General features: G+C 73.0%; 17 protein-coding genes. 6 read left to right on the forward strand and 11 right to left on the reverse strand.

Annotated elements, in window-relative coordinates:
- Positions 1-221 precede the first annotated feature (221 nt).
- The 4 genes from AC3AGO_RS14665 to AC3AGO_RS14680 all read left to right on the forward strand — a co-directional run bounded on the left by AC3AGO_RS14665 (position 222) and on the right by AC3AGO_RS14680 (position 3,806).
- Entirely contained in the window at positions 222-911 is a 690-nt protein-coding gene (locus AC3AGO_RS14665) for a hypothetical protein (protein ID WP_487820642.1), read from the forward strand.
- A gap of 393 nt (positions 912-1,304) precedes the next feature.
- A complete protein-coding gene (locus tag AC3AGO_RS14670) occupies positions 1,305-1,982 on the forward strand; it encodes a hypothetical protein (RefSeq protein ID WP_487820643.1) in 678 nt (225 codons plus the stop codon).
- A 383-nt stretch (positions 1,983-2,365) separates the two neighbouring features.
- On the forward strand, positions 2,366-3,082 hold the full coding sequence (locus tag AC3AGO_RS14675) for an RDD family protein (RefSeq protein ID WP_487820644.1): 717 nt from the start codon (positions 2,366-2,368) through the stop codon (positions 3,080-3,082).
- Between the two features lie 82 nt (positions 3,083-3,164).
- A complete protein-coding gene (locus AC3AGO_RS14680) occupies positions 3,165-3,806 on the forward strand; it encodes a hypothetical protein (protein WP_487820645.1) in 642 nt (213 codons plus the stop codon).
- A 123-nt stretch (positions 3,807-3,929) separates the two neighbouring features.
- Here the strand turns inward: AC3AGO_RS14680 and purH are convergent, their stop codons facing one another.
- Both purH and purN read right to left on the reverse strand, forming a co-directional pair.
- On the reverse strand, positions 3,930-5,492 hold the full coding sequence (purH, locus tag AC3AGO_RS14685) for a bifunctional phosphoribosylaminoimidazolecarboxamide formyltransferase/IMP cyclohydrolase (RefSeq protein WP_487820646.1): 1,563 nt from the start codon (positions 5,490-5,492) through the stop codon (positions 3,930-3,932).
- 7 nt (positions 5,493-5,499) lie between these two features.
- Positions 5,500-6,156: a phosphoribosylglycinamide formyltransferase gene (gene purN / locus AC3AGO_RS14690; RefSeq protein WP_487820647.1), complete on the reverse strand. Its 657-nt coding sequence runs from the start codon at positions 6,154-6,156 to the stop codon at positions 5,500-5,502.
- A 220-nt stretch (positions 6,157-6,376) separates the two neighbouring features.
- On the opposite strand from purN, the gene AC3AGO_RS14695 reads away from it, so the two are divergent.
- Entirely contained in the window at positions 6,377-7,300 is a 924-nt protein-coding gene (locus AC3AGO_RS14695; protein ID WP_487820648.1) for a hypothetical protein, read from the forward strand.
- 17 nt (positions 7,301-7,317) lie between these two features.
- Here AC3AGO_RS14695 and AC3AGO_RS14700 read toward each other — a convergent pair whose 3' ends face one another.
- Complete coding sequence (locus tag AC3AGO_RS14700; protein WP_487820649.1) at positions 7,318-8,802, reverse strand: cell division protein PerM; 1,485 nt, start codon at positions 8,800-8,802, stop codon at positions 7,318-7,320.
- Positions 8,803-8,933: 131 nt separating this feature from the next.
- On the opposite strand from AC3AGO_RS14700, the gene AC3AGO_RS14705 reads away from it, so the two are divergent.
- Positions 8,934-9,890 (forward strand): RNA polymerase sigma factor, encoded by a 957-nt coding sequence (locus AC3AGO_RS14705; RefSeq protein ID WP_487820650.1) that lies wholly within the window; start codon positions 8,934-8,936, stop codon positions 9,888-9,890.
- A 111-nt stretch (positions 9,891-10,001) separates the two neighbouring features.
- Here the strand turns inward: AC3AGO_RS14705 and sucD are convergent, their stop codons facing one another.
- The 8 genes from sucD to AC3AGO_RS14745 form a co-directional block, all read right to left on the reverse strand.
- On the reverse strand, positions 10,002-10,886 hold the full coding sequence (gene sucD, locus AC3AGO_RS14710; RefSeq protein WP_487820651.1) for a succinate--CoA ligase subunit alpha: 885 nt from the start codon (positions 10,884-10,886) through the stop codon (positions 10,002-10,004).
- Between the two features lie 49 nt (positions 10,887-10,935).
- Positions 10,936-12,111, reverse strand: coding sequence for an ADP-forming succinate--CoA ligase subunit beta (gene sucC, locus AC3AGO_RS14715; RefSeq protein WP_487820652.1), 1,176 nt, complete (start codon positions 12,109-12,111; stop codon positions 10,936-10,938).
- 280 nt (positions 12,112-12,391) lie between these two features.
- A complete protein-coding gene (locus tag AC3AGO_RS14720) occupies positions 12,392-12,646 on the reverse strand; it encodes a hypothetical protein (protein WP_487820653.1) in 255 nt (84 codons plus the stop codon).
- A 123-nt stretch (positions 12,647-12,769) separates the two neighbouring features.
- Positions 12,770-14,092, reverse strand: a complete 1,323-nt coding sequence (locus AC3AGO_RS14725; RefSeq protein ID WP_487820654.1) for a hypothetical protein — start codon at positions 14,090-14,092, stop codon at positions 12,770-12,772.
- A 102-nt stretch (positions 14,093-14,194) separates the two neighbouring features.
- Positions 14,195-15,118: a hypothetical protein gene (locus AC3AGO_RS14730; RefSeq protein ID WP_487820655.1), complete on the reverse strand. Its 924-nt coding sequence runs from the start codon at positions 15,116-15,118 to the stop codon at positions 14,195-14,197.
- A gap of 197 nt (positions 15,119-15,315) precedes the next feature.
- On the reverse strand, positions 15,316-16,482 hold the full coding sequence (locus AC3AGO_RS14735; RefSeq protein WP_487820656.1) for a VWA domain-containing protein: 1,167 nt from the start codon (positions 16,480-16,482) through the stop codon (positions 15,316-15,318).
- Entirely contained in the window at positions 16,479-18,866 is a 2,388-nt protein-coding gene (locus AC3AGO_RS14740; RefSeq protein WP_487820657.1) for a DUF5682 family protein, read from the reverse strand. Before AC3AGO_RS14740 ends, AC3AGO_RS14735 begins: the two co-directional genes overlap by 4 nt.
- Positions 18,863-19,996, reverse strand: a complete 1,134-nt coding sequence (locus AC3AGO_RS14745; RefSeq protein WP_487820658.1) for an ATP-binding protein — start codon at positions 19,994-19,996, stop codon at positions 18,863-18,865. Before AC3AGO_RS14745 ends, AC3AGO_RS14740 begins: the two co-directional genes overlap by 4 nt.
- Between the last annotated feature and the right edge of the window lie 81 nt (positions 19,997-20,077).

Consider the following 20,077-nt stretch of genomic DNA (forward strand, 5'->3'; position numbering starts at 1 on the left):
GGCGCCGGCACACCTCGCTGGACATGGTCGCCCGCGGCAATGACCATGGCCGGACGGCGCATGCCCCGCAGCAGCGAGGGCCGGGGGCGCGGCGCCGACCGACGGGGGAGGCACACCGTGGACAGCGCGCGGCTCACGCGGCGCGGCCGGAGCACCGGTTCCGCCGTTCCCCGGCACTTTCCGGCCCGTTCCGCCAGGACACCGCTCGGAGGAGACCGCACGTGAGCTACCCGCCCCCCGGCCAGGGCCAGAACCCGTACGGGCAGCAGACGCCGAACCCTTACGCGGGCCCGAACCCGTACGCGCAGCCCCAGCAGGCGCAGGCATACGGCCAACCCCAGCAGTGGCAACAGACGCAACAGCCGCAGCAGCCCCAACAGGCGTACGGATACCCGCAGCAGGCCCGTCCGCCGCAGCAGGGCTACCCGGCGCACCCGGGCGGCGGCCCGATCGTGACGGCCCGGATGCCGGGCACTGTCATCGCCGCGCGGGTCATGCTCTTCATCGCGGGCGGCAGTTGGGCGCTCGTGTTCGTGACGGCGCTCTTCGGGCTGTTCGCCGCCGACGCCTTCCTGAGCGAGATCCCGGGCGCGGGCACCGACAACCGGGGCGTGACAACCGCGCTGGTGGCCGTCGCCGCGGCCCTCTCCGGCGGGATGGCGGCGCTGCACCTCGTGCCCGCTGTGCGGTTCGGCCGGGGCCGCAGCGGTGTCCGCGTCACCGCGATCGTCGCCGCCTCGCTGAACACGCCGATCGGACTGCTCGCCGCGGTCGGCGGGATCAGTACGGCCATGTCCGGGGAGTCCGGCAATCCGGTCATGGGCGTCTTCTGGGTCTGCGTCGCCATCGCGACGATCGTCCTCTGCGCGCTCGGCTCCGCCGGGCAGTGGTTCCGCCGGCCGCGGCACTGAACTCGGCACAACCGCCCGGCAGTCGGCCCGGCACACCCGCCCCCGCGGCCCCATCCGCCCCTCTGGAACCCGTGGTTACGGCATTCTCGCGGTACCACAACGAACCGGTAACGGCGTACACCGCGGAAGTGCAGGCAGCGGGCCGGGCGTTGCTGATTCGCCACATCATCGGATCTTGGCTGGACAGCGCCGCTGCCGGGCCATCAGCATGTGGGGCGGTGCCGAGCCCGTACAAGAGAGGGCCGAGGGTCCGGCGCCGACCATCGGGGGGCACGTCGTACATACCGCGCAGCTCACGCAGTCCCAACTGCGGTGCCGGCGGGGCGGACTCGTGGATCCCCGGATCTCTCCGGCCCGTTCCGTCCCCTCACACCGCTCGGAGGACAGTCAGACATGAGCTACCCGCCGCCCCCCGGCCAGGACCCCAACAACCCGTACGCACAGAACCCCTACGGGCAGCAGGCCCCGCAGCAGGCTCCCCAGCAGGGGCAGAACCCCTACGCACAGCAGGCCCAGAACCCGTACGGACAGCAGGCGCCGAACCCCTACGGGCAGCAGGCTCCCCAGCAGGCCGCGTACGGCTACCCGCAGCAGGGCCAGCAGCAGGCGTACCCGGGCGTTCCGCCGCAGGGCGGCGCCCCGACGACGATGCCCGCCACCGTCAACAGAGTCCGCATAGCCATGTTCATCATGGGCGGCCTGAACGTGCTGGGCGGCATCATCCTGTGCATCGCCTCCGCCGCACTCGGTGACTCCCTGGCGGAGGCCGGAGCGGCCGGCACCGACCCCGAGGCCGCGGAAATGGCGAGCCTGGGCACCGGCGCCCTGATCGCGGCCGGCGTCTTCTCGGCGATCCTCGGCGGCGTCGCCATCTTCCTGGCGAGCAAGTTCACCAGCGGCGGCAACGGCATCCGGATCGGCTCCATCGTCTACGGTGCGCTGCTGGCCGTGGGCGGCCTGATCAACATCACGGCGATCCTCGGCGTCGTCCCGCTCGGCATCGGCATCATCACGATCGTGTTCCTGTCGAAGCCGGACGGCAAGGCCTGGTTCAACCGCCCCCGCTACTGAGGGGCCGGCCGCGCAGTGGTACGACCGGCAGCGCCGTTGAGGGAGTTGGGGAGATACCGCGGGCCCCGGATAACAACTGCCTCACGATCGCGCGGCCGGCAGGCCCCCGGCCAGGAGCGCGGAATCCCCCGCTGACGAGGGGGTTCCGAATGCGCCACATCGGCAGATCTTGGCTGGACAGCGCCACTGCCCGACCATCAGCATGTGGGGCGGCGCCGAGCCCGTACAAGAGGGCCGAGGGTCCGGCGCCGACCATCGGGGGGCACGTCGTACATACCGCGCAGCTCACGCAGTCCCAACTGCGGTGCCGGCGGGGCGGACCCGTGGATCCCCGGATTTCTTCGGCCCGTTCCGTCCCCACCACACCGCTCGGAGGACAGCCCATGAGCTACCCGCCGCCGCCCGGCCAGGACCCCAACAACCCGTACGCGCAGAACCCGTACGCGCAGCAGCCCCCGCAGCAGGCTCCCCAGCAGCCGCAGCAGCCGCAGCAGCCCGGTTACGGCTACCCCCAGCAGGGCCAGAACCCCTACGGGCAGCAGCCCCCGCAGCAGCCCCCGAACCCCTACGCCCAGCAGCCCCAGGGCGTCCCGCCCCAGCAGGGCTACGGCTACCCGCAGCAGGGCCAGCAGCAGGCGTACGGCTACCCGCAGCCGCAGCAGCCCGGCATGGGCCACAACCCGGCGACCGGCCAGCCGCAGCTCGCGGAGTGGGGCAGCCGCGCGGGCGCGACCCTGCTCGACGGCCTCATCATCGCCGTGCCGTACCTCCTCTTCGGTGTCGGCGGCGCCGCCATCGGCGATGTGGTCGGCGGCATCATGGCGCTGATCGGGCTGCTGGCCGTCATCGGCCTGGCCTTCTGGATGATCTACCAGGAGGGCAGCACGGGCCAGACCATCGGCAAGCGGACCGTCGGCGTGCGCCTGCTCAACGAGGAGACCGGCCAGGTCCTCGGCTTCGGCATGGCCTTCGTCCGCAGGCTCGCCCACATCCTCGACACGTTCGCCTGCTACATCGGCTACCTGTGGCCGCTGTGGGACGAGAAGAAGCAGACCTTCGCCGACAAGGTCTGCCGGACCGTGGTCGTACGGACGAAGTGACCGCGCCGCGGCGACCGACGAAGGCCGCACTCCCGGACTCCCGGGTGTGCGGCCTTCGATGTGACGACTGGAGAGGGACGAGATGAGTTACCCGCCCGGACCGCAGAACCCCTACGGCCAGAACCCCGGCGGCCAGAACCCGTACGCGGGCCAGAACCCCTACGGGCAGCAGGCACCCCAGCAGCCGCAGCCCGGATACGGCTACCCGCAGCAGCCGCAGCAGGCGTACGGATACCCGCAGGCGCCGCCCGCTTCCCCGTACGGAATGCAGCCGGGCGGCATACCCGGGGGCGTCCCCGGTGCCATGCCGGGCAAGGTCCGCTCCGCGCGCACCATGCTGTTCGTGATCTCGGGCCTCGCGGTGCTCGGCGCCATCGTGATGTTCATCCTGAGCGCCGTGATGTCCAGCAGCATGCAGGACTCCGGCGTGTACGACGACGCCGAGGCGTCCACCTACGCGAACTTCTCGACCGGCCTGATCATCGGCATGGGCGTGCTCGCGCTGCTCTTCGCCGGCCTGGGGATCTTCCTCGGCACGCAGTTCGCCAAGGGCGGCAACGGCATCCGCGTCACGACCATCGTCTACTGCGCGCTGGCGGCCCTGACGTTCCTGGTCAACTTCCTCTACATCGTCACGCTCGGCGGACTGGTGCTGGCGATCATGGTGATCGTGCACCTGTCGAAGCCGGAGTCCGCAGCCTGGTTCAACCGGCCGCGCACCTGACGCTGCGCAGTCCGACGCTTGCCGGGCTGACGCCGCGTCAACCGCGACAGAAGGGCCGGGCCACCCGCAACGGGTGACCCGGCCCTCGCCGTTGCTACAGCTCAGCCTCAGTGGAAGCTGTGTCTAATGAAAGAAATGCCGCGTCCCCGTGAGGTACATCGTCACGCCCGCGGCCTTCGCGGCCTCGACGACCGCCTCGTCGCGGACCGAACCGCCCGGCTGCACCACGGCCTTGACGCCCGCCGCGGTCAGCACCTCCAGGCCGTCCGGGAACGGGAAGAACGCGTCCGACGCCGCGTACGCGCCCGACGCCCGCTCCTCGCCCGCGCGCTGCACGGCGAGCTTCGCCGAGTCGACGCGGTTGACCTGGCCCATGCCGACGCCGACCGTCGCGCGGTCCTTGGAGAGCAGGATCGCGTTGGACTTCACCGCGCGGACGGAGCGCCACGCGAACGCCAGCTCCGCGAGCTCGTCCTCGGACAGCGCCTCACCGGTGGCCAGTTGCCAGTCGGCGGGGTTGTCGCCGTCGGCCTGGTAGGCGTCCTTCACCTGGGCGAGACCGCCGCCGTCGATCGGCTTGAACTCGGCCGGGGCCTCCGGGGCCTCGGGGCAGCGCAGCACCCGGATGTTCTTCTTCTTCGACAGCGCCTCCACGGCGCCGTCCTCGTAGTCCGGGGCGACGATGACCTCGGTGAAGATCTCCGCGACCTGCTCGGCCATCGCCTTCGACACCGGCCGGTTGACGGCGATCACGCCGCCGAAGGCCGACAGCGGGTCGCACTCGTGCGCCTTGCGGTGCGCCTCCGCGACGTCCGAACCGACCGCGATTCCGCACGGGTTGGCGTGCTTGATGATCGCGACGCAGGGGTCCTCGTGCTCGTACGCGGCACGCCGGGCCGCGTCGGTGTCGGTGTAGTTGTTGTACGACATCTCCTTGCCGTGCAGCTGCTCCGCCTCGGCCAGGCCGCCGCAGCCGCCTGTGTAGAGGGCGGCCGGCTGGTGCGGGTTCTCGCCGTACCGCAGCACCTGCTTGCGGTGGTAGGTCACGCCGAGGAAGTCCGGGAAGGCCGCGTCGTCGACGGGCGCGTACTCGGCGGCGAACCAGCTCGCGACGGCCGCGTCGTACGCCGCCGTGTGCTGGAACGCCTCGGACGCCAGCCGCTTGCGCGCACCGAGGTCGAAGCCGCCGTCCTGCGCGGCCTTGAGCACGTCCGCGTACCGGTCCGGGTTGACGACGACCGCCACCGACGGGTGGTTCTTCGCGGCGGCGCGCACCATCGACGGACCGCCGATGTCGATCTTCTCGACGCAGTCGTCGGGCCCCGCGCCGGAGGCCACCGTCTCCTCGAAGGGGTAGAGGTTCACGACGACCAGGTCGAACGGCTCCACGCCCAGCTCGGTGAGCTGGTTGCGGTGGTCCTCGACCCGCTGGTCGGCGAGGATCCCGGCGTGCACGCGCGGGTGCAGCGTCTTGACCCGGCCGTCCAGACACTCGGGGAAGCCGGTGAGCTCCTCGACCTTGGTGACCGGCACCCCGGCCTCGGCGATCTTCTTCGCGGTGGAGCCCGTCGAGACGAGCTGTACGCCCGCCGCGTCCAGGCCCCGGGCCAGCTCGTCCAGGCCGGTCTTGTCGTAGACACTGACCAGCGCGCGGCGGATCGGCCGCTGCGTTTCTCCGGCAGTCACGGCTGCATCACTCTTCACCGACAATTACCTTTCGTCCCTCAATGCGATGGCCGTGGCGGGCCAGCCGGCCCACGACCTCGACGAGCAGGCGGCGCTCGACTTCCTTGATGCGCTCGTGGAGCGCGGATTCGTCGTCCTCGTCCCGGATCTCGACCACGCCCTGGGCGATGACCGGGCCGGTGTCGACACCGTCGTCGACGAAGTGGACGGTGCACCCGGTCACCTTCGCGCCGTACGCGAGTGCGTCACGGACGCCGTGGGCGCCGGGAAAGCTGGGGAGCAGGGCGGGGTGCGTATTCACGGTCCGCCCGCCGAAGCGGGCCAGGAACTCCTTGCCCACGATCTTCATGAAGCCCGCGGAGATCACCAGGTCGGGCTCGTACGCCGCGGTGGCCCCGGCCAGCGCCCGGTCCCACTCCTCGCGGCTGGAGTGGTCCTTGACCCGGCACACGAACGTCGGCAGACCGGCGCGCTCGGCGCGCTCCAGACCCGCGATGCCGTCCCGGTCGGCGCCGACGGCCACGATGCGGGCGCCGTAGCCCTCGACGCCCTGCTCCTCGATGGCGTCGAGCAGGGCCTGCAGATTCGTCCCCGAGCCGGAAACGAGCACGACGAGACGGGCAGGGCTGTGCGGTACGGAAGCGGAGGCGTGCGGCGCGGCCACGACGGAGCTCTCTCTCGCTGAGGAGGCGGGTTGTGCGGTCGTACAAGCAGGTGGAGTGGAAGATTCCGGGGAACTCTACGAAGCGTCCGACCGTCGGCAACGATACCGGCACTCCGCGCGGCCCCCACGGGACGGGGGCGAATGCGGAAGGTAGCGTCGGGGGCACGTATCCGTGCGCGCCACAGGAACGACGGAACGACAAGGGGAAGACACACACCACATGACCGACCGACCCCGCCGCCGCGCGGCCGCATCCGACACCGCCTCCCGCGAGGCACGCGAGGACAACCCCTTCGCGCCGCCGCCCGAGGGACAGCCGGACCAGCCGTGGCAGCCCCGCCTCCCCGCGGGCCGGGAGAGCTCCGACGGCCCGGGTTCCGGAAACGGCTCCGGTGGTGGCTCCGGCGACGACCGGGGCCAGGGTTCCGGCGGGTCCGACTCCGGTTCCGGCTCCGGTTCCGGCTCCGACGAGGAGCGGGCACGGCAGTGGGGCCGGTGGAGCAGCAACCAGCCGGGCCGGCAGAGCGGCGGCTTCGGCGGTCAGGGCGGACCCCAGGGCTCCGGCGGTGAGGGCGGCCCGGACGGGGGCGTTCCGCGCGGCGGGATGCGCTGGGATCCGACCGACCCGCTGCAGCGGCACGCGCGGTACGCGCTGCACGCCGGCATCTGGGGGCTCTTCTTCGCGCTGTTCAGCCTGCCGCCGGTGGCGCTCCTGCTGGGCGCGCTCTCCCTGTACTGGGGCATCTCAGCGCTGCGCGGCAGGTCGGCCACGGCGGGCGAGGAGAAGCCCGCGGGCAAGCGCACGGCGCGGGCGACCGCCGAGGACATCTCGGGCGGCGGCCGTACGGCGGAGCAGCCGGCGGCGGAGAACGGCTCCGGCTCCGGCTCCGGCCAGGGGCAGCAGACGCAGCTGGCGGTGACGCCCGCGCAGGCGGCCAGGTCGCAGACGTCGGCGGCGATCGGCGGGCTGGTCACGGCGGTGCTGACGCTGGCGGTCGTGGCGTCGACCTTCGCCTTCCAGATGGTGTACGAGGACTACTTCACCTGCCAGCAGGACGCGTTGACCCAGTCGTCGCAGGACGACTGCCAGAAGCTGCTGCCCGAGAAGCTCCGCCCGTTCCTGGAGAACCGCGGCGGCGGCTAAGCGGTCTCGGCCGGCGGCTAGGCGGTCCCGTCTGGCTGCTGCTGCGGTTCAGGACGTCCGCGGCGCAGCCGCAGCCACCGTACGAGGAGAGCGACGGGCGCCGCGGGCACGGCCGTCCACACCAGTGCGGCGGCCCCCGTCACCATCGCTCCCGGGCCGAACCTGACCAGTACGCCGGTGCCGAGCGCGCCGCCCGCGCACGCCGCCAGCACTCCCATCGCGAGGCCCGCCCAGACCGCGGCGAGCCCGGAGTTGAGCACCGTGCCCTTCCATCCCCTGGCCCCGTCGCGGCGGCCCCGTACGGGTGCGGCCTCCCGGCCCAGGTACCAGCCGCACAGCACGCCCGCGGCGAGCGGCAGCGCGGCGACGATCCCCCACACCACCGGACCGGCGGCGCTGCCCGCCGGGGGCAGCGCCGCGAGCAGCGGGAACTCCGGCAGTTGGGGGTGGCCGGCCGCGCTGAGCGGCCCGACCACGCTGCCCGCGCCGAGGGTGAAGCCGGGGCCGAGCGCGTAAGAGGCCGCCCACACCGCCCCGTTCAGCACGAGCACGAAGGCGAGCAGCACCACCCCGGCATACCCGGTCCACGACCCCGCGAGCTGCGGGAAGGACGCCTGGGCCGTACGGAAGTTCCAGGCCAGCGCGACCGCGAGGAGCAGCGCGCCGCCGCCGGTGAGGGCCACGACGGACACGCAGGCGCCTTGCGCGGAGCCGAGCAGCCGCTGCCAGTTGAGCACTCTCCGCAGGGACTTGGTGCGGGCGCCGCGCAGCACGCCGGGCAGCCGCAGCCGCGGGCGGCCGCTGCCGGTCCAGACGGCGACCGCGGTCACGCACAGCACGAACAGCGGGAGTTGGAGGAGTCCGCTCAGCAGATCCACCCGGACGGGCCCCGTCGAGGCGAACGCGACGGCCGCCATCCCGACCAGCAGATAGCCGGCGGCGCACCATCCGGCGGCGAGCAGCCCGCGCCGCTCGTAGTAGGCCCGCTGCACGCCGTACGCGCCCTGCTCGCTGTGCGTGCCCTGTTCGCCGCGAGTGCTCTGCCCGCGTCCGCCGGGCCCGTTCCGCGCCTCGCGCTTGCTCCGGCCGTCGTACTTGCTCTGCTCCTCGTGCGCGCGCAGTTCGCCCGCGAGCACCGAGCGGGTGCCGCGGTAGAGCAGCCAGCCCGGGAGGGCGGCGAGCAGCAGCGGCGTCATCTCCATCGGCGCGGGCTGCCCGGCGAGCGTGTTCTCCCGTACGAGCTGCGCGCCGTGGGCCAGCAGCCAGATGTCGGCGGCGATGCGCAGCGCGTCGCCGGGGCCGGTGTCCGAGTACGGCGAGGTGACCCACAGCAGCATGACGAGGACGGCACACGTGCCGAGCCCGAGGCCCGCGGCGACGGCCCCGCCGGCCAGCCAGCCGCCGGCGTCCATGGAGTACCGGTGGGGCGCGGCCCGGCCGTAGACACGTCCGTACCCGGACAACGACGGGTCGCGATGCGTCACTTCCTGCACGTCCTGCACAGCGACATGCTGCCAACGACACACGTTCTGACGCGGTATCAGGAGAATCGTCGTGGTGTCGCACAAGATAGGTTTATGCGTCTTTTCACACAAAGAGCCTCTGTGAGTCCGTCCACGGGCCGGGTCCGCCGATGACGGCGGAGCCCGCGGGCCACGCCGGGCCGCGGAGCGCGGCCGACGCCTTCGACCTGCTCTACGAACGGCACGCGCGCGGCCTCGCCCGGCAGGCGCTGCTGCTCTGCGGACACCGCCGGGTGGCCGAACAGGCCGTCACCCACGGGTTCCACCAGGTCTGGCAGCACTGGCCGGAGGTCGCCGTTGACCGGGACCCGGCCGGCTGGGTGCGCGGCGCGGTGTACGCGTACGCGCTCTCTCCCTGGCATCTGTTCCGGCCCGGGCACCGGGAGCCCGAGGCGCATCCGGGCCCGCCGTACGACCGGGCGCTGCTGGACGCCCTGTTGAGCCTGCCGCGTTCGTACCGGGCCACGCTCCTGCTGCACGACGGGGTCGGACTGAGCCTGCCCGACACCGCCGCGGAGACGGAGGCCAGCACCCCCGCGGCGGCCGGCCGGCTCACCCACGCGCGCGAGGCGCTCGCCGGGCAGCTGCCCCGCCTCGCCGGTACGCCGCCGGAACGGCGCGGCGAGGTACTGGCCGACTGGCTGCGGGAGTTGGCGGCGGCGCAGCCCGTACGGACACCGCCCGCTTCGTACGTACGGGCCGGCAGCGAGAGCAGCACGCGGCTCTGGACGCGGGCCGCGATCGGGCTGACCGCGCTGGTGGCGGCCGTGACCGGGCTGACCGTCGCCACCTGGGACGGCGGCCGGGACGGCCCGGCTCCCCGGCCGCCGGACGCGGCCGTCACCTCGCCGCAGCCGGACCGCCCCGACGACAACCGGCCCGGCCGGTCCGAATCCGCCTCGCTGTCCGGGGCCTCGGAGCCGCGGCAGGTCCTGCCGCAGGACACCGGCCCGGCGTATCTGCCGCAGCTGCGCTCCACTAACCGGCGGATGCACTGGGACGACTTCACCCCGTCCGGCGAGCTGCGCCCCGAGGAGAAGGCGGCCTGGGCGTACGCGGACTACTGACCGGGCCGTCCCCTCCGGCTGCCCGCGCACGAGAACGGGTCCGCCCCTCACGCGATGTGCGTGAGGGGCGGACCCGTTGCCGTACGTGCCCCGACGGGGCGTCAGCAGCCGTCAGCCGGCGAGGAGTTCACGCGCGAGACGCGCGGTCTCCGACGGGGTCTTGCCGACCTTGACGCCGGCGGCCTCCAGGGCCTCCTTCTTCGCCTGGGCGGTGCCCGACGAACCGGAGACGATGGCGCCCGCGTGGCCCATGGTCTTGCCCTCGGGCGCGGTGAAGCCCGCGACGTAGCCGACGACCGGCTTCGACACGTTCTCCTTGATGAAGTCCGCGGCACGCTCCTCGGCGTCGCCGCCGATCTCACCGATCATCACGATGAGGTCGGTGTCGGCGTCGGCCTCGAAGGCCCGCAGGGCGTCGATGTGCGTGGTGCCGATGACCGGGTCACCGCCGATGCCGACCGCGGTGGAGAAGCCGATGTCCCGCAGCTCGTACATCATCTGGTACGTCAGCGTGCCCGACTTGGAGACCAGGCCGATGCGGCCCGGCTTCGTGATGTCGGCCGGGATGATGCCCGCGTTGGACTGGCCCGGGGTGATGAGACCGGGACAGTTCGGGCCGACGATGCGGGTCTTGTTGCCCTTCTGGGAGGCGTAGTCCCAGAAGTAGGCGGTGTCGTGGACCGCGATGCCCTCGGTGATCACGACGGCCAGACCGATGCCGGCGTCGACGGCCTCGACGACCGCGTCCTTCGAGAACTTCGGCGGGACGAAGATGACGGTGACATCGGCACCAGTCTGCTCCATCGCGTCCTTGACGCTGCCGAAGACCGGCACCTCGGTGCCGTCGAAGTCGACGTTCGTGCCGGCCTTGCGCGGGTTCACGCCGCCGACGATGTTGGTGCCGGAAGCGAGCATCCGCTTGGTGTGCTTCTGGCCCTCCGAGCCGGTCATCCCCTGGACGATGACCTTGCTCTCCTTGGTGAGGAAGATAGCCATGGTTCTGGTGTCCTCGGTCCTTCTTGTCTTGTAGGAGACGCGCCAGAAACTACTGCGCGGCCAGCTCGGCGGCGCGGTCGGCCGCCCCGTCCATGGTGTCCACCTGCTGCACGAGCGGGTGGTTGGCGTCGGTCAGGATCTTGCGACCCAGCTCGGCGTTGTTGCCGTCGAGGCGCACGACGAGCGGCTTGTTGACGTCCTCACCCTTGGACTTGAGCAGCTCCAGGGCCTGCACGATGCCGTTGGCGACGGCGTCGCAGGCGGTGATGCCGCCGAAGACGTTGACGAACACGGACTTGACGTCCGGGTCGCCCAGGATGATCTCCAGGCCGTTGGCCATGACCTCGGCGGAGGCGCCGCCACCGATGTCCAGGAAGTTGGCGGGCTTCACGTTCTTGTGCGCCTCGCCGGCGTACGCCACGACGTCGAGGGTCGACATGACCAGACCCGCGCCGTTGCCGATGATGCCGACCTGGCCGTCATCGAGCTTCACGTAGTTGAGGCCCTTGGCCTTGGCAGCCGCCTCGAGCGGGTTGGCGGCGGCCTTGTCCTCGAGCGCCTCGTGGTCGGGCTGCCGGAAGTCGGCGTTGGCGTCCAGCGACACCTTGCCGTCCAGCGCGATGACCTTGCCCTCGCCGGTCTTGACCAGCGGGTTCACCTCGACGAGGACGGCGTCTTCCTTGATGAAGACGTCCCACAGCTTCTGCAGGACGTTCACGATCTGGTCGTGCAGGTCCGCCGGGAACTTCGCGGCCTCGACGATCTCGCGGGCCTTGGCCTCGGTCACGCCCTCGATGGCGTCGACCGGAATCTTGGCGAGCGCCTCGGGCTTGGTCGCCGCGACCTCCTCGATCTCGACACCACCCTCGACGGAGGCCATGGCCAGGAAGGTGCGGTTGGTGCGGTCCAGCAGGAAGGAGACGTAGTACTCCTCCGCGATGTCCGCGGTCTGGGCCAGCATCACCTTGTGGACCGTGTGGCCCTTGATGTCCATGCCCAGAATCTGGCCGGCCTTGTCGACGGCGTCCGCCGGGTCGGAGGCCAGCTTCACGCCGCCGGCCTTGCCGCGGCCACCGACCTTGACCTGCGCCTTGACGACCGCGCGGCCGCCGAGACGCTCGGTCACCTCGCGCGCCGCCTCGGGCGTGTCGATGACTTCACCGGCCAGCACCGGTACGTCATGCTTGGCGAAGATGTCCCTCGCCTGGTACTCGAACAGGTCCACGCGCGTCCGTCCCCTTAATCAATGGTTTCGCGGTCGTTGTCAGCGTGGGCGTGCCGCGTGGCCGCGGCGTCCCCGGTGGCGCGCGGCATGTCCGCCTTGCAGGTTAGCTCCGCGCGTGAGTCCTTCATAAATCGCAGATCACACCGGGGCGGTGACAACGGTCACAAACGGACGGTGTGCCCACCGGAAAGGGGTACGCACAGGGCGCCGCCGCGCTCCGTACGTACCCCTCGTACACCTCGTACCGGTGGCCCGCAACGGGCCTGCCGGTCCTGCGGGTTCAGGCCCGCGGCATCGGAATCACCGACGAGTCCGGGGGAATCGGCCCCACCCCGGGAATCCCGGGGAGGGACAGTGGCACGACGCTGATGCTGGGGACCCCCGGCACCACTTCGGGCACTCCGATGGACGGCGGCCCGTCGCCCGCTTTCACGGCGGATCCCGCGGACGCGGCCGACGCGCCGCCGGCCCCGAAGGCCAGCAGCCCGCCGGCCGCGGCGGCGATCACCAGTCCGCGACGAACGCTCTTGCGCATGTCTGTCTCGATTCCGTAGGAGTCGGTCGGTGTTCTGTTCGGTGCTGACCCGGCGGTGAAGAGAGGCGGGGCGACTCACCCCCACAGAGAGCCGCCCCGCCGGTCAGCGAGAGGGTCGGACCCTCAGACCGCCGGAACGGCCGGCAGCGAGCCGGCGCCCGGCAGGGTCGAAACGGCGGGCAGCGCCGGGATGTTGGCGGCGTCCGTCAGGTTCGCCGGGGCCTGCACGGCGGTGACCCGCTGCGTGCCGGCGGCGGCGTTCGTCGCCAGGGTGCGCGCGTCACCGGCGGCACCGGTGCCCAGCTGCACGGCGAACGGCTGCGCGTCGGCGGCCACGCCCTGGCCGTAGGCGCTCGCGTCGCCGGCGATGCCGGTGCCCGCGACGGCGGCGTGACCGGCGGTGGCCTTGGTCAGCGTGCCGGTCTTCTCGGCGACACCCTGGGCGAACGGGGTGGCCTGCGCACCGGCGTTGTCGGCGGTCGTCGCGGTGTCGGCGACGGCGCCCTCGGCGACCGGCGCGAGCTTCACGAGGATGCTGCCCGCGGCGGGCGGCAGGATGGCGTTGCCGGCCTTGCCGGCGACCGGCTGCGCCACGGCGGCGGGCTGACGCGTGGTCTTCAGTGCCTTCTGCGCGGCGCCGCCCTTGGTGACGGCGGTCAGCTGCTCCGGGTGCGGGGCCTTACCGGCGAGGCCGCCGATCAGGTTGCCGGCGTTCGGCGCGGCGGGCAGCGCCGGGGCGTTGACCGGCAGCTGGCCGACGGGCAGCGCGGGCTTCGTCGACACGTCGCCCGGCAGGACCGGCAGACCCGGCAGCGACGGCACGGTGCTCAGCACCGGGAGGGACGGCAGGGCGGGGGTGCCCGGCAGGTTCGCACCCTGGGCCGCGCCGCGCAGCTCGTCACCGGCACCCTGCGCCGTGGAGGTGACGTCCCCGGCCTTGGACTTGACGTCCCCGGCCTTGCCGAGCAGCAGGCCCTTCACCTGGCCGAGCTTGCCGGCGGCGGCGAGCTCACGGGCCTCGTCGAGCTTGCCGAGCTTCTGCAGCTTCTCGATCTGAAGCGAGCTCAGCTTGCCCTGCAGCGCGCCCAGGTGGGCCGCCTTGCCGGCCTGCGGCAGGTTCCCCGTGACGCCCTTCGCCGTGCCGGCCGCGTCGCCGGCCTTGCCCGTCACGTCGCCGAGCTTGCCGGTCACGTCGTCGGTGCCGGGCGTCGAGGGCGCCTCGGGCAGCTTGTCGGTGACGCCGGACGCCGGGCTCTCGGCGGCCTTGTCCTGCGCGCCGTCCGTCACGCCCTGCACGGTGTCCTTGGCGCCGTCGACCGTGTCGGTGACGGTGCTCGCGCCGTCGGAGACGGGCAGGTCGGCGGCGGAGGCGGTGGCGGCACCGAGGGCCCAGATACCGGTGGCGGCGGCTGCGACGGCTACGGAACGGCGGATGTTCTTGCGCATGATCGAGGAACGTCCTTCGAATTCAGGGAAATGGGGCGTCGGGCAGACCTGTCCACCCCCGCGCGGCAGGTCAGGGTCTTCCAGAGGAGTGGAAGGTCTGCCCTAGCCGGGGAATTCGAGGATGTTGCCCGCGCGCTCGCGCGTCGGGCCGTCCTGCTCGGCGCGCACGGCGCCGGGCAGCAGCGGTCCGGCCCGCTCCATGTCCGTGACACAAGCGGCAAGTTGGTCCGGGCCACCGCGCTTCCCACTGCCGTCACCGGCGGTCTGGGAAGCAGCGGAGACAGCGGGTGCCGACGGCAGCTGGTGGTGCGGAAGCCGCGGCCCGGGAAGGCCGTGGCCGCTGTCGCCGCCGGTGAATCCGTCGCCCGCCGACGCCTGCTGGTGCGCGGCGCCGTCGGACAGGGTGTGCGGGGCGCACTGCGAAGCGGCCTGCGAGCCCTTCGCGTGGTCCCGGTGGGCGGTCCGGTCCGCGCTGTCGCGGGAGGGGCCGTCCTGGTGTGCCGTGGCGCGGTCCGCGCCGGTACCGCTGCCGCGGTCGTGCTCCGTCAGCCGGTCCGGGAGCAGCCCGCCGGTCGCCTCATCGAGCCCCGTGTGCTGCGTGACCTGCTGAACGGTCCTGTCCACGGGGCGTGTTGCCTGCCGCGTCCGCTCGGCGCCGTCCCGGACGGGCCGGGTCACCTCGGTGGTGACCTCACCGGCCGCCGCGCGGGTCCGCTCGCGGTGTCCGGCCAGCCGGTCCCGGGCCTCGGCGGCCTGACGGGCCTGACTGTCCGTACGCTCGCGCACCGCGGACTCGCCGTCCTGCGCCGTGTCCTGCCGTACGGCCCCGCTCCGGTCGACCGGGGTGGGTCCGGAGGGCTCCCGGACACCGGCGTGGTCGCCGAGGTCCGGTCCGGTCGCGGCGTGCGCGCTGCCGCCGAAGAAGAAGGCGAGCGCGAACAGACCCCCGAGGAAGACCGCCGTCAGCAGGGCGCGCCGGCCGGCTGCCGAGCGCGGCATGCGCACGGCTGCGGGCACAGCGGTCACTGCGGACAACGGAGAGCCTTCCCGGAGGGATGGACGGAAGAAAAAGCAGGCGGAAGCGGGCACCACGGGGGCGGAGAACACACCCCGGAGCCCTGCGTTCCGGGCAACGGGAGAGATCCTTGCACGCTCCCCTGCCCCGGACGCAACTCCCCTCACAAACTGTTCACTTCTCCCGGGGACCCGTCTGCCGCCCCGGTTCACGCCTCCGGCACCGGGAGCTCGCGTTTCTCCAGAGCGGCGGCCATCACCTCCGGGAAATGGTCCGGCGTGCAGGCGAAAGCGGGCGCCCCCAGGGCGGCGAGCGCGCCGGCATGCTCCCGGTCGTACGCGGGCGCGCCCTCGTCGGAGAGTGCCAGCAGCGTGACGAACTGCACCCCCGCCGCCTTCATCGCGGCGACCCGCTTGAGCATCTCGTCGCGTATGCCCCCTTCGTAGAGGTCGCTGATGAGCACGACGACGGTCTCCGCGGGGCGGCTGATCTTCGACTGGCAGTACGCCAGGGCTCTGTTGATGTCCGTGCCGCCGCCGAGCTGCGTGCCGAACAGCACATCCACCGGGTCGTCCAGAGCGTCCGTCAGATCGACGACGTTGGAGTCGAACGCGATGAGCCGGGTGTCCAGCGCCCGCATGGAGGCGAGGACGGCGCCGAACACGGAGGCGTGCACGACGGAGGCCGCCATGGACCCCGACTGGTCGATGCAGAGGATGACGTCCTTCTTCACCGACTGCGCCGCGCGGCCGTGCCCGACGAGGCGCTCGGGGACGACCGTTCCGTACTCGGGCAGGTAGTTCTTGAGATTGGCGCGGATCGTGCGGTCCCAGTCGATGTCGCCGGGGCGCGGGCGGCTGACCCGCGCCGAGCGGTCCAGCGCGCCGGTGAGCGTCGCCCGGGTGCGCGCGGCGAACTTCCGCTCCAGCTCGTCGACGACCTTGCGCACCACGGCGCGCGCCGACTCCCTGCTGGTCTCCGGCATGGCCTTGTTGAGGGAGAGGAGCGTGCCGACCAGATGGACGTCGGCCTCGACGGCGTCCAGCATCTCCGGCTCCAGCAACAGGGTGGACAGGCCGAGCCGTTCGATCGCGTCGCGCTGCATGACCTGGACGACGGAGCTGGGGAAATAGCTGCGGATGTCGCCGAGCCAGCGGGCCACCCGCGGCGCGGAACCGCCCAGTCCGCCCCCTCTGCCGCCTCCGCCGGTGCCCCCGGTGTCCCGCGACGGGCGGTCGCCGCCGTAGAGCGCCTCCAGGGTGCGGTCCATGGCGGCGTCGGTGCCGCCGAGCGCCTGGCCCGTGCCCTCACCGCCTCCGGGATCCCCGAGCACGAGCCGCCAGCGCCGCAGCCGTTCGTCCGTGTCACCGCTCATCGGGTCACCTCCGGTTCTGTGGAGTGCCGGGTGGTGAGGGAGTGGCCCAACAGGAGCCGCAGCACCGGCATGACGGCGTCGGCGCGGTCCGCGTCGGGGACGGGGGCGAAGCCCGGCGCGGGGGCGTGGCCGCCGCCGGTCCCCGTGCCCTCCCCCGGTGTGCCGCGCCGCACCAGCTCGCCCAGGGTGCGGCGCACCCCCGGCTCGTACTCCGCGAACGTCCGCCGCAGCAGCGGCAGTACGTCGGCGAACGCCTCCGCCGGTATGCCCGTGAGCCAGCGGTCGACGAGCGCGAGCAGCCGCGCGTCGTGCACGAGCAGCATGCCGCCGCCCGCCAGGAAGCCCTCGGTCCACGCGGCGGCCTCGACCGGCTCCGTGCCCGGCGACAGCGCTAGCCCCATCAGCCGCTCCGCCTCGTCCTCCGCCAACTGCCCGTCGTCCAGCAGCAGACGGGCGCACCGGCCGCGCAGCAGCCCCGATATCCGGTCGCGCTCCGCGAGGGTGCGCAGCGTGCCGCGCCAGCGCGCGGAGAGGTCGCTCTCACGCAGCAGCGCCACCGCCCGGTGTGCCGCGTCCAGATGGCCGCGCATGTCCCTGGCGCCGTCGGCGTCCAGGCCCGAACAGGCCGGCGGCAGGCCCACCCGGACCCGCTCGGCGAGGCCCTGGGCGACCTCGGTGAGCGCCGCCGCGTCGGTGCCCCGCACGTCCCCGTACCGCACCGAGCGCACCAACGCCGGGAGCGCCTGGGCGAGATGGCCCACGTCGGTGTCGAGCGCGGCACGGTCCGCGAGCACCCGCATGACCACGGGGAGCGCGTCCGGCAGCCCGGCGAGCAGGCAGCGTTCGGCGAGCGCGGTGACCTCCGACAGCGCGCGCGTCCCGACGGCCTGCGAGGAGGCGGAGGCCGTCGCCGCACCGAGCACCGTGGTGCCCCAGATGCCGGCCTCGGCGACCCGGACGGACAACTCCGGCTCCCAGCGCAGCCGCCAGCTCTCCCGGAACGTGCCGGTGCTGACCGTGCGGGACACGGAGGGCTCGCCCCAGCCGACGCCCAGCAGCCGCAGTCTGTGCAGCAGGCGGCTGCGCGCGGCGTCGGTGTCCTTGCGCAGGTCGAGCTCCATGTCCCGGTCCTGCGCCTCGGGGCGCAGCCGCAGGCTCCGCTGCTGCCGGTCGAGATCGCGCTGCAGCGGAACGGCCGGTGCCCCCTCCGGGACCTCGCCGAGCGCGTCGCCGACGATGAGCCGGTCGTGCACGAGCGCCATCGGCACGTCGGAGCCCCCGCACATCACGGCCCGCACCGCGTCGGTGGCCTCGCTCAGCCCGGCGAGCGGGCGGCCGCGGACTGCCGCGAGGGTGCCGGCGAGCCGGACGGCCTCGATGACGTGCGCGGGGGACACGCTGTGGTCCTCGTCCCGCAGCAGCCGGGCCACCTTGGTCATCCAGCGCTCGACGGGGCGGTCCGGCGCGGAGAAGAGATGGCCGTACCAGCCGGGCGAGGCGATGCCCGCGCCGTACCCGCTCTGGCGGCCGAGCCTGCGGTGCGTCCACGGCACCCAGGTGACCTCGGCCTTCACCTTCGGCAGCCCCTTGAGCAGCGAACGGTCGGCGGTGACCGGGGGTTTGGCGGTGAGCGCCGGCACATGCCAGGCACCGCAGACGACGGCGACGGCCCCCGCACCGTGCGTCCGCACGGCGTCGCGCAGACGCAGCCGCATATGGGCCTCGCGCATTAGGTCACGGCGGTGTCCGCCGTCCCCGTGCACCTCGCGGAGCACGGCCATGGCCTCGCCGAGCGCCTGGAACGGGGCGTACGGATCGTCCGCCGCGCCGCGGTGCTCGACGGCGTCCTCCCACCAGCGCTCGGGGTCGTCGTATCCCGCGGTCTCCGCGAGGACCGCCAACGGGTCGATACGCACGGGGTCTTCACGCTCCCCAGCATCCCCGGCCCCGTCCGCCTCGGGCCCACCGTCCTCCCGCTCGTCGTCGTGGCCGCTCTCGCCGAGGGCGAGCGCGTGGGCGGCGGGCAGGTCGATGAACCGGACCTCCGTGCCGTGCCGCAGCGCCCACCGGACCGCCACCCACTCCGGCGAGAACTCCGCCAGCGGCCAGAAGGCGGCCCGGCCCGGCTCGTCCCGCACATGCGCGAGCAGTGCGACCGGCGGCCGCATGCCCTCCTCGCCCGCGAGCCGCACGATGCCGTCGGCCTCCGGCGGCCCCTCGATGAGCAGCACCTCCGGCTCGTACGCCGTCAGCGCGGCCCGCACCGCGCGCGCCGACCCCGGACCGTGGTGCCGCACCCCCAGGAGCAGCGGCCCCTCCGCTCCCCCGGGCCCGCCCGCGCCGGCGGCGCCAACCGCCGCCGGACCGCTGCCCGTTCCGCTCATCCGGTGACCTCTCGGCAGGCGCGGTAGAAGTCCTTCCAGCCGTCGCGCTCGCGCACCACCGCCTCCAGATACTCCTGCCACACCGTGCGGTCTGCTGCCGGGTCGCGGACCACCGCGCCGAGGATGCCCGCGGCCACGTCGCCGGGCCGCAGCACCCCGTCCCCGAAGTGCGCGGACAGCGCCAGACCGCCGGTGACGACGGAGATCGCCTCGGCCGTCGACAGCGTCCCCGAGGGCGACTTGAGCTTCGTCCGCCCGTCCGCCGTCACCCCGTCCCGCAGCTCCCGGAAGACCGTCACCACCCGGCGGATCTCCGCTGTGCCGTCCGGCGCCGCCGGCAGATCGAGAGAGCGGCCCAGCTGGCCGACGCGCCGCGCCACGATGTCGACCTCGTCCTCGGCGGTCTCGGGCAGCGGCAGCACCACGGTGTTGAACCGCCGGCGCAGGGCGCTGGACAGCTCGTTCACCCCGCGGTCGCGGTCGTTGGCCGTGGCGATCAGATTGAAGCCGCGGACCGCCTGCACCTCCTCCCCCAACTCCGGTACGGGCAGGGTCTTCTCGGAGAGCACGGTGATCAGCGTGTCCTGCACGTCCGCGGGGATGCGGGTGAGCTCCTCGACCCGGGCTGTCAGCCCCTCCGCCATCGCCCGCATGACCGGACTCGCCACCAGGGCCCGCCGGCTGGGGCCCTCGGCGAGCAGGCGCGCGTAGTTCCACCCGTACCGGATGGACTCCTCCGAGGTGCCCGCCGTGCCCTGCACCAGCAGCGTCGAATCGCCGCTCACCGCGGCGGCCAGATGCTCCGACACCCAGGTCTTGGCCGTGCCCGGCACGCCGAGCAGCAGCAGGGCGCGGTCGGTCGCGAGCGTGCTGACGGCGACCTCGACGATGCGGCGCGGCCCGACGTACTTGGGCGAGATCACCTGACCGTCCGGGAGTTCACCGCCGAGCAGATAGGTGGCGACGGCCCACGGCGACAGCCGCCAGCGCGCCGGCCGCGGCCGGTCGTCGGCGGCGGCCAGCGCCGCCAGCTCGCCGGCGAACGCGTCCTCGGCGTGCGGCCGCAGCGTCTGCGCATCCGTCGGCTGCGCTCCGTCCTGCCCCTCCGTGCCGGCTTGGGAAACGGTCACGAAATCCCCCTCCGCGATCGGTCGTCCGATGTGCGCTCCACGATGCACCCCGCCACTGACAATCCCCCGCACACCGCTGTG

Source organism: Streptomyces sp. BL1 (assembly GCF_057628045.1).

What these genes read in the sequence shown, in the direction of transcription:
- AC3AGO_RS14670 (WP_487820643.1), top strand. Translation starts at nt 1,305, where the DNA reads ATGAGCTACCCGCCGCCCCCCGGCCAGGACCCCAACAACCCGTACGCA.
- AC3AGO_RS14675 (WP_487820644.1), top strand. Translation starts at nt 2,366, where the DNA reads ATGAGCTACCCGCCGCCGCCCGGCCAGGACCCCAACAACCCGTACGCG.
- AC3AGO_RS14680 (WP_487820645.1), top strand. Translation starts at nt 3,165, where the DNA reads ATGAGTTACCCGCCCGGACCGCAGAACCCCTACGGCCAGAACCCCGGC.
- AC3AGO_RS14695 (WP_487820648.1), top strand. Translation starts at nt 6,377, where the DNA reads ATGACCGACCGACCCCGCCGCCGCGCGGCCGCATCCGACACCGCCTCC.
- AC3AGO_RS14705 (WP_487820650.1), top strand. Translation starts at nt 8,934, where the DNA reads ATGACGGCGGAGCCCGCGGGCCACGCCGGGCCGCGGAGCGCGGCCGAC.
- sucD (WP_487820651.1), bottom strand. Translation starts at nt 10,886, where the DNA reads ATGGCTATCTTCCTCACCAAGGAGAGCAAGGTCATCGTCCAGGGGATG.
- AC3AGO_RS14720 (WP_487820653.1), bottom strand. Translation starts at nt 12,646, where the DNA reads ATGCGCAAGAGCGTTCGTCGCGGACTGGTGATCGCCGCCGCGGCCGGC.
- AC3AGO_RS14725 (WP_487820654.1), bottom strand. Translation starts at nt 14,092, where the DNA reads ATGCGCAAGAACATCCGCCGTTCCGTAGCCGTCGCAGCCGCCGCCACC.
- AC3AGO_RS14735 (WP_487820656.1), bottom strand. Translation starts at nt 16,482, where the DNA reads ATGAGCGGTGACACGGACGAACGGCTGCGGCGCTGGCGGCTCGTGCTC.
- AC3AGO_RS14740 (WP_487820657.1), bottom strand. Translation starts at nt 18,866, where the DNA reads ATGAGCGGAACGGGCAGCGGTCCGGCGGCGGTTGGCGCCGCCGGCGCG.